Source organism: Bacillus sp. GMa5/1 (assembly GCF_050172015.1).
Taxonomy (GTDB): domain Bacteria; phylum Bacillota; class Bacilli; order Bacillales; family Bacillaceae_G; genus Bacillus_A; species Bacillus_A cereus.
Genome location: NZ_JBNLYC010000161.1, coordinates 1 through 8,884, shown reverse-complemented (window position 1 = coordinate 8,884; position 8,884 = coordinate 1). Strand labels below are relative to the sequence as shown.

The window sequence follows — 8,884 nt, the reverse complement described above, 5'->3', positions numbered from 1 at the left end:
TACTACATGTTTTCTGTCTCACTTGGAATAAAGCATCATGGTAAAAATACAATGCTGACAAGTAAAATACTTAATACAATCAACCCTATCCCTAACATCATCCATTCACCCTTTTTAGAATTTTAAAATTTAGCCCTTCACTTTCATATACTTCTCTTTTACATGAGCCAGTAAGTCCCTCAGCTTATTCTCTGCAGGGTGTTCTTGATTTTCTAGAACTTCTCTGCCATAGGATGAAAAGTTTTGTGAGCATGCACTAGTTGTTACTTTCAATTTCGCGTATGAGGATGTATGCTCATCATAACTGGATTACGTCTTCTTGGGGATAAAGGGGACAGGAAAGCTGCTAAGCTAGCGTAAGGTGCTAAATTCCCTCAAAGTATCTCAAAAGCTGGATAATCATTTAATATTTCTGTACTCTCCAACTTACAACAAAACACATCGCAAAATATGTTTACGATGTGTTTTAAAAGGGAAATCATCATCAAGTTTTTCACCCATATTTTTATAAGGAGTTTTACCATTGAGGATAAACGCCTTCATTTGTATACGATATGTCTCACACATATAGTATACAAATTATTACACTTACTTTTCTTCACCGCTTGCTTGCATGGAGTTAAAAGTCCAATTTAATTTCAACGCATCTCCTTGAAATACATTTTGTTCTTCACCGTTATCTACGAATGTAAACATTACATAAAACGTATCATCATCACCTGGAGCAAGTCCATTTCCTTCTCGATCTACAATACCGTTCTTTACAAGATTAGGAATATTTCCATTTTGCGTAGCTACCTTTAATTCAGATAATGTAGTAGACCAAATCGGAACCTCATTTTTATCCAAGTTCCACAAGAAATCAACACGGATATGATCACCAAAATCAGCATTTCCATTATCCCCTTTCGCATCGATTACACTGTAATCTGTCAGGAGTTTCACATCTCCTATTGCTAAGGTTCCTTTGTTTACTAATTGAAAACCACGTTCCATTTCATCACCTGGTTTCAGATTGTCGACATTAATAACAACTTCTGGATTCACACTCAAATCTAAAGTACCCGCTGCAAACGTGTTTTGTGATACTTCCTTATCACTAAAATATGCATATGTTCCCCCGCCAATTAAGGATAAGCCAAGCACTGCAGTTACAACACCCATACCAAGTTTTTTCTTCATACCCATTTCACAAGTCCCCCTATTGTTAAAGTTTAAACTACAAACCTTATTTCCATCCCACAAACAACAATAATAATTAAGCAACTTCCTTGTCCCATAATGAAAGCGAACTTACTTTAAACTAGTTACTTCATGTACCCAAACGACTATGACTCTTAAAATGACCGGTAATGTTACCGTAAATCATTACCGGTCATTTGTTAACCAATCCATTTCATTTAATATCCATTGTCTGATGCCTTTATTTACTCTAGAAGTTTGTCCACTTATTTTTTTGGTTCTAAACCGATAGAGCGTAAAATTTTCTCTAACGTCACTGGCCCTACATTTTCTTTCGGTTTCTCGTTTCCTTTAGCATCTGGTCCCTTTTTCAAGAAGTTTTTCTCAATTAAACGAACATCCGTTTCATCTACAACACCATCTTGATTTATATCTCCATCTTTTACAGATACTTTTCCTTTTCCATACGATAAAGCTGCTATTCTAGCATCTTGAATATCTACCATTTTATCGCCGTTTACATCACCTGCAAGGTTATCATCCATGTCAGCTCTAAAGTTTTGTCCCACTAATTCTCCATCCTGCATTTTCCCTATTTTTGTTGTTAATTTACTATTTAAATGACCTGGCATTTCTACGAAAATATCATATTCTTTATCGCTTACTGGAACACTATGAATTTCAAATTGTCCGTTATCACCAATCGTTCCTGTATATTTCTTTCCATCCTTGCCAACTGCGTACACTTTTGCTCCTAGTTTTGTATAGTCTTTCTTACCTAAATACCCCTCTTCATTCAAGAAAGCTTCCGGGCCAATATATCCTGTAACCGTTGAATGTTTCGAAACAATAGCAAAAGATTTATCTTTAAACGCGGGAATCTCAATGCCTTCTGATGCACCAACTTTTGTATAAGAGAACTTATCTACTCCAAATGCAGTCAAACCATTAAAGTATTCATCGTTCGTCATCTCGAATGTAACATCTAAAAATGGTTTATCTCCATCTAATCCTTTAAATTCTTTTCCCTCCAATGATGCGCCAACTTTCACCTTGTTTTCCCAAGCTCCTGCTTCACTTATCTTCGGATCTTCTAATTTAAGGTTCAATCCATGTTGTTCTACATATTCCGTAAGTGCTGGATTTGGTTTCACATCTGTAAATTTAAATAGCTGCTTGTAATAAGGAATTTCAAATGTACCTGACATAAGCTGTTTTACATTATTAAGATTCAAAGTTAATGTAATTTTCTCTCCTAATTTGATTTTATCTTTGTCATAACTTGGAACAGCGTATTCTGTCCCTTCTTTTACAAAGACGTAATCTTTATATCCAGTTGCCATATTCCCTGCAGTTGCAAGATCATATCCAAATAATTTTAAATTTAACGGCTCATTTATTTCCTCTGGAAGTACTCCAAATTTAAAATCACCATTTGCTTGAATTGTATTCAACCATCCTGATGGGAAGGCTGAGTTTTGATAATATACAATTTGATTCGCTTTTTGATCATATTGCAACCCTTTTGCCTTTAATGCATCTACTGTAGAATCATAAATATTACCATGCACCCATAATGCACTCTGGCCGTCTTCTTCTTTAAACATAGAATCATTGACTTCGTGTATACCAGGTTGTACATCCTTAAATTTCATTTCAGGTATTACATTATCAATGATAATGCTATCGCCTTTTGTATAAGATTTTCCTTCTTTATCATATCCAACGAAGTTCAATTCGTAATCTCCATCAGGCAACATAACAGGTTTATCCGCAATTGGATGAGCTGGATCTCCTGTGAATGGAAGTACATACCCTCCCATACCAGAAAACATCATATATCCAACATTCGGTGTTAGACTACTTGCATTAAGTGTACCAACGACTCCTAATGCCTTCCCTGTCGTTCGGTCCTTTACAATTGCATCAATGGTTTCGAGAGGACTATTTAATTTAAATGTCAACGGCGAACTTGGTCTTTCCATAAATGGATGGAATTTAGAAGCATCTGTTGCCATTGCATCTCTCAGTAAATCTACAGACGCAATCCCTTTTTCTGTGAATTTAACTGCAAATGGTACTTGATATACTTCTTTTTCATTGTTTTTATTTGAAATATGAATATAGCCCTCATATCTACCAAATTCAGCGTTTTCAGGAATGGTAATTTCAGGGCTAATTTCCTCTGATGCACCAGGAGCTACTTTAATAGAATCTGGTACGTTTAGCTTCACACCATTCTTCGCTGCATCTTGCACACCTACACTTGTAGGTGAAAATTTCACCTCTAATTTAAACTCTTTCCCATCTGTTTTACTGCTGTTCTTAATTAAAACTTTTCGACTATCTTTAATAGGCCCATTTTCAATTTGATTTTTATACCCAAATGCAATAGAACCTGTTTTTTCTTCAATTTCTACTTCTTCATCACCTACAACGTTTGATGTTTTATCAACAACCTCGATTGATGTATCTGCATGAACTGCACGGTATGCATCAATTCGTCCTGAGCCCACCTCAAATACAGAACGCTCTTCTTTTAAGTCAACTGCGGTATTCATGAGTGCTTCTTTTACTTCAAATGGACTATAATTTGGATGTTCTTGTAAAATGAGTGCCGCTACCCCTGTAGTATGAGGAGTTGCCATAGAGGTACCTGATATACGTCCATACGCTATCGGATAATTTTCTCCATCTTTTGGATCATTAATATATTCAGGAACAGTTGAGAAAATAGACACACCTGGTGCTACAATATCTGGCTTAATATCATCTGTCTTAGTTGCAGGACCACGGGAGCTGAAATCAGCTAAGTGATCTCCCTCTGTTTTTATATTACTTAGTTCCCCAAACGCTAACGACACATCTCCTTGTACAGCTTTTGCTTGTAATTTCTCACCATCTACTTTTGTTAAGCGGAACGATGGAATAGATGCAGTACTTTCCCCAAGATAACTTGTAATTTCACCATCTACATTGTTATATACGATTACCGCCTTTGCGCCTGCTTCCTTAGCATGCTTAATTTTCTCATCAAATGTAATCTCACCGCGTTGGATAAGAGCTAATTTTCCTTTTACATCTTTTCCTGTAAAATCATCTGATTTCCCGAGCCCTGCATATACAACTGATACGGATTGACCTTTCAAATCTTCAATCTTATCAGTAAAGCTTTTTCCAAGTAGCATCATCTTATCCACATGTAAATCACCTGCATCGACGGAAAACGTTGGGATTTTCATTGCAGCGTTACTGGCTCCAACAGTAATCGGAAGTGCCGCTGCACTAGGTGATCCAATGGTACCTTCTTCCGGACCACTATTACCTGCTGCTACAACTGTAACAACACCAGCTAACATCGCATTGTTCACTGCGACAGAAGTAGGATATAAAGGATCATTAATAGACGCACCTAGTGATAAATTGATAACATCCATATTGTCTTTCACTGCTTTATCAATCGCAGCAAGAATACCGCTTGTTTGTCCACTTCCATATGGGCCTAATACGCGATATGAATATAAATCTACATCTGGAGCAACACCCTTCACTGCATAATCCACACTATTCTGTTTGTCTGCAGCAATTGTCCCAGCTACATGCGTACCATGGGATGTATAATATGCACTCCCCTCATAAATCTCTGGATATCCTCCAGAATTTTGCCAATCCTTATACGTTGTCTCCATTGGATCAGCATCATTATTAACAAAGTCCCATCCTTTTATGGAGTTCGGATCTATTTTACTTGGATCTTCACCTTGTTTTGCACGATATCCTTTATATGCATCTTTCAAATCCGGGTGGTTGTAATCAATACCTGTGTCCAGTACACCTACCTTAATTCCTTTCCCTGTTATTTTTTCATCATGCAGCTTGTCCACACCAATTTGCGGTACACTATCCGCCATTTTCGGTTCAACAACAGTCTTAGTTGTTCCTTTCGGCAAATCAATTTTAACCTCATGATCTTCCCATACGCGCTTAACGATACCGGTACGAACTAAGTCTTCGATCATATTTGCTGGTAAAGAAATCGCTACACCATTAAAAGCATTCTTATATTCTCTTGTTATTTTTGCAGATTTTACATTTGTCCCTTTCTCTTTATTCTTTTGAAGCTGCTCAAGCTCTGCTTTAAATCCTTTATGTGATGCCTCTACCTTTTGTTCCGCATTTGAAAGAGCTAATTTTTTCCCTTTAGCCGCTTGTTTTAATACCTCTATTTTGCTAGGCGCTTGCTTAAATTCTATAATCACATTCACATTATTAGGACTTGTTGTATTGATACCTGGCGAAATAACAAAACCTGGTCTTGTATCTAACGTTTTTAAGGCATTACGTTGTTCCTTTGTAAGACCTTTTAAGATAGCATTTGCATCATCAATTCCAGTTAAAGTAGATGTATTTACCTCTTCCGCTAATACGTTATATGGAATTCCTTGAGACAATAACATTCCAACTGTTAACGTTCCAATAAGAATCTTTCCAAATTTCCCTCGTTTCATATTACATCTCCCCATTATTAATATTATTTTTTGAAACAAATTGATTCTTAAATTCCCATGTAGCATTGGAAACTCTATTAATCTTAATCTTTTGTATCATGAAAGATTTCCAACACTACTACCATCCCCATACCTCACATAGCTAACCACTCACTTTACTCTTTCTATAAGAGCCCTCCGTAATTTATTTCCAACAAAAGATTTTCACAAAATGAATTATTAACAAGATTAAAATGTAATTCTATTTTTATTATTTCACATTTTGATTATTCTGAAAATTAAACAAAAGGAGTATCTTTTCTCTAAGGATTCTATGCCTACATAGTACAAAAGAACTACCTTGTCCTTTATTCTTTGTAATACAGAATAAAGCGACACGATAGTTCTTTGATAGATTTCTTATTTAATCTAGCGGAACTAATTGATTTCGGACTGCATAAATCACTGCTTGCGATCGACTTTTCACATTTAGCTTTTTAAAAATTTTATTGATGTGAATTTTAACTGTTTTATCACTAATATATAAAACTTCAGCAATTTCTTTATTACTAAGTCCTTTTACTAGTTCAAAGAGAATTTCCTTTTCACGTTCCGTCAGTTCATTTTCATTTGATTCTACTTTCATTTTTTGCTGATGATATGTAATTAATTTTTTAGTCATACGCGGATGAATGACTGAATCGCCTCGATATAACATTCGAATTGCTGCTACTACCTGATCTGATGATGAATCCTTCAATAAATAACCATCAGCACCGGCCTGGAGTGCATCCATTAAATACTCGTCATGTTCATACATTGTAAACACAAGTACACGGCAACTCGGATATTTTTTTTTCACTAACTCTGTAGCTTCAATCCCATTTTTCTCTGGAAGATTAATATCCATCAAAATACAATCTGGTCGGCATTCTTCTACTTTTCCCAATACTCCATCCCCAGAGCTAGCTTCTCCAACCACTTTCATATCAGATTCATCCTCTAGTATGCTCCGAATTGCATCCCGTAAAAAAGCATGATCATCTACTACTAATATTTTAATCATTTTACGCACCCCTTGTTTGTGAATCTGGAATTAACAGTGTAATTTCTGTCCCTTTTCCTACAGAACTATCAATCTGTAAAGTAGCCCCTAATTGGTCAGCTTGTTCATTCATATGTAATATACCATAATGTGGCTCATTCTTCGTTTTAACCATAGACTCAAATAGTGAAAAGCCAACTCCGTTATCCTTAACCCTTAAAAGCACGTGTTCACTTTGATAGCTGAGTAAAACATCAGCCTTTTTTGCCTGTGCATGTTTTACAATGTTTTGCAAACTCTCTTGTAATGTATCAAATATAACTCTTTCTTTTGAAAAACTAAGCGCACGTGCATGACCTCTTTCATGATATGTAATGTCTAGTTCATATTCTTGTCTTAAAGATTTTATTTTACTTGCTATCGCCTGCTTAAGTCCCAATTGTTGTGTCGGATATGGTTTTAAAGCATAAATAGAATAGCGAACTTCTCCTAGGCTTCCTCTTAAATCTTTTATGCTTCTCTCTACTACTTGCTGCATATCTTTTGGTTTATCACGGTATTTTTTCTGCGCGGATTCTAGTTGGAATATCACCCCGGCTAATGTTTGCGCAATACCATCGTGAATTTCTCGAGCAATTCTATTTCTTTCTTCTAAAATCATTCTTTTTTCCTGTTCAGAAATTAATATCCTTGTTTTAACTACGTTAGCTAATTGGTTAGAAAATGTAGCTAACGACTGTACATCTTCTGGAAAGAAGCCCGCATTTCTACTTTTCCCTGCAACAAACATTCCGACTAGTTCATCATTAACAATAAGAGGAAAATATACAAGTGAGCGTATGACACTTTCAAATATTTCATCTCCAGGAGCCGTACCAATTTTCCAATCATTAAATACAAGATTTTTAGAAAGTCCCTCAAACGCATCGTAATTTTCTAAATGATCAGAAATATCAGGGCGAACTTTCCCATCTTTTAATAGAATATTCCAGTTTCCATCATCTTTTGTCCATATTACATATGCTTGTATGCCAAAAAAACCTTTAAGTGCTTGTTTAATATGCTTCAAGTTTCCTCCAGTTAATCCTCGACTAATTTCGGTCGTAATAAGAAATAACTCATATAATCGTTCTTTCTCCATCCTTATCCGTACAGAAAAAGAACTAATAACGGAAGTTGCTACAAGTGGAAAAAAGAAAAACAGCACTGTAACTTCGTTTACTTCCACACTATATGTACTAATTAGTACATGCATCAGTGCCGCATAAGAGAAACCAAAAGTTTCGCAAAGAAATACCGTAATAGTTTTTTTATACCATTGATAAATTGAATATGGCTGCGGAAGAAGTATCATTAACAAATCGTAAAAGCGATTGTTGAAAAAACAAAAAAACATGCAAAATAATAACAAAGATATTAAATTCTCATACAGAACTGACATACCTATCTTATTAATTATTAAGGACATACATTTGTCTGAAAACCATTTGGCAAAGATCAAACTAAGTGCATGTTGAGTACTATTAAATAACATTCTTTGTATCGGTGAACGACGATGCAGGTGAATAATTAGCGTCACAAGTACAATAGCAACAATAGTTATATGGATTCCAAACTGCCAACTCATAGCGTAAATTATCGGAAAGGTAAGCGAACTAGTTCCTCTCCAAAATCTTACAGGAAAATACTCTGCAATCCCCATAAAAAGTAACAACAATATTAGTATTGTTAGATGAGAAGGGATTTTAATTTCAAGTAAAGATATAGTTATAGTAACCAAACCAAGAAAAGAAATAAAATAAAGATAAAAACTAGCAATCTTTTCTCTCATAAAGATAGAATTTACATCTTTCAAAACAACCCCTTCTTTCCTTATAAAAACTTCATTTTCTCTATTATCCAACAAAAAACCGGCACTGGCAAAATGGAAGAACATCCACTAGCCAATCACCGGCTGTGTACTACACCTAAAAAGGCAAGACACAATACTAGTATATATCAGTTTGTGAAGTTTACCCATTAGTCAAATGGTGTAATTGTACATACTTTTAGACTTAGGTCTACTAGTACAAAAGATGTATACGCAATTTAAATTTTGATTCACTAAAAAAATTCTAAGAAAAATAGGAAGGCAATCGTAGTAAATACTTATCTATATTAATTTCATCTA

At 35.3% G+C, this 8,884-nt stretch carries 4 protein-coding genes; all 4 read right to left on the bottom strand.

Translation table 11 applies throughout. From position 1 onward, the window contains the following. Window positions 1-588: 588 nt before the first annotated feature. The gene (locus ACQGSG_RS23650; RefSeq protein WP_000525504.1) at window positions 589-1,188 is read right to left on the bottom strand and encodes a TasA family protein; all 600 of its coding nucleotides are present in this window, start codon (window positions 1,186-1,188) and stop codon (window positions 589-591) included. A 260-nt stretch (window positions 1,189-1,448) separates the two neighbouring features. Further along, window positions 1,449-5,690 carry a S8 family serine peptidase gene (locus ACQGSG_RS23645; protein ID WP_325842893.1) on the bottom strand — a complete coding sequence of 1,414 codons (4,242 nt, stop codon included), beginning with the start codon at window positions 5,688-5,690 and terminating at the stop codon, window positions 1,449-1,451. Window positions 5,691-6,093: 403 nt separating this feature from the next. Further along, the gene (locus tag ACQGSG_RS23640) at window positions 6,094-6,735 is read right to left on the bottom strand and encodes a response regulator (RefSeq protein WP_000590674.1); all 642 of its coding nucleotides are present in this window, start codon (window positions 6,733-6,735) and stop codon (window positions 6,094-6,096) included. A gap of 1 nt (window position 6,736) precedes the next feature. Further along, the gene (locus ACQGSG_RS23635) at window positions 6,737-8,569 is read right to left on the bottom strand and encodes a GAF domain-containing sensor histidine kinase (protein WP_098592100.1); all 1,833 of its coding nucleotides are present in this window, start codon (window positions 8,567-8,569) and stop codon (window positions 6,737-6,739) included. Window positions 8,570-8,884: the final 315 nt, after the last annotated feature.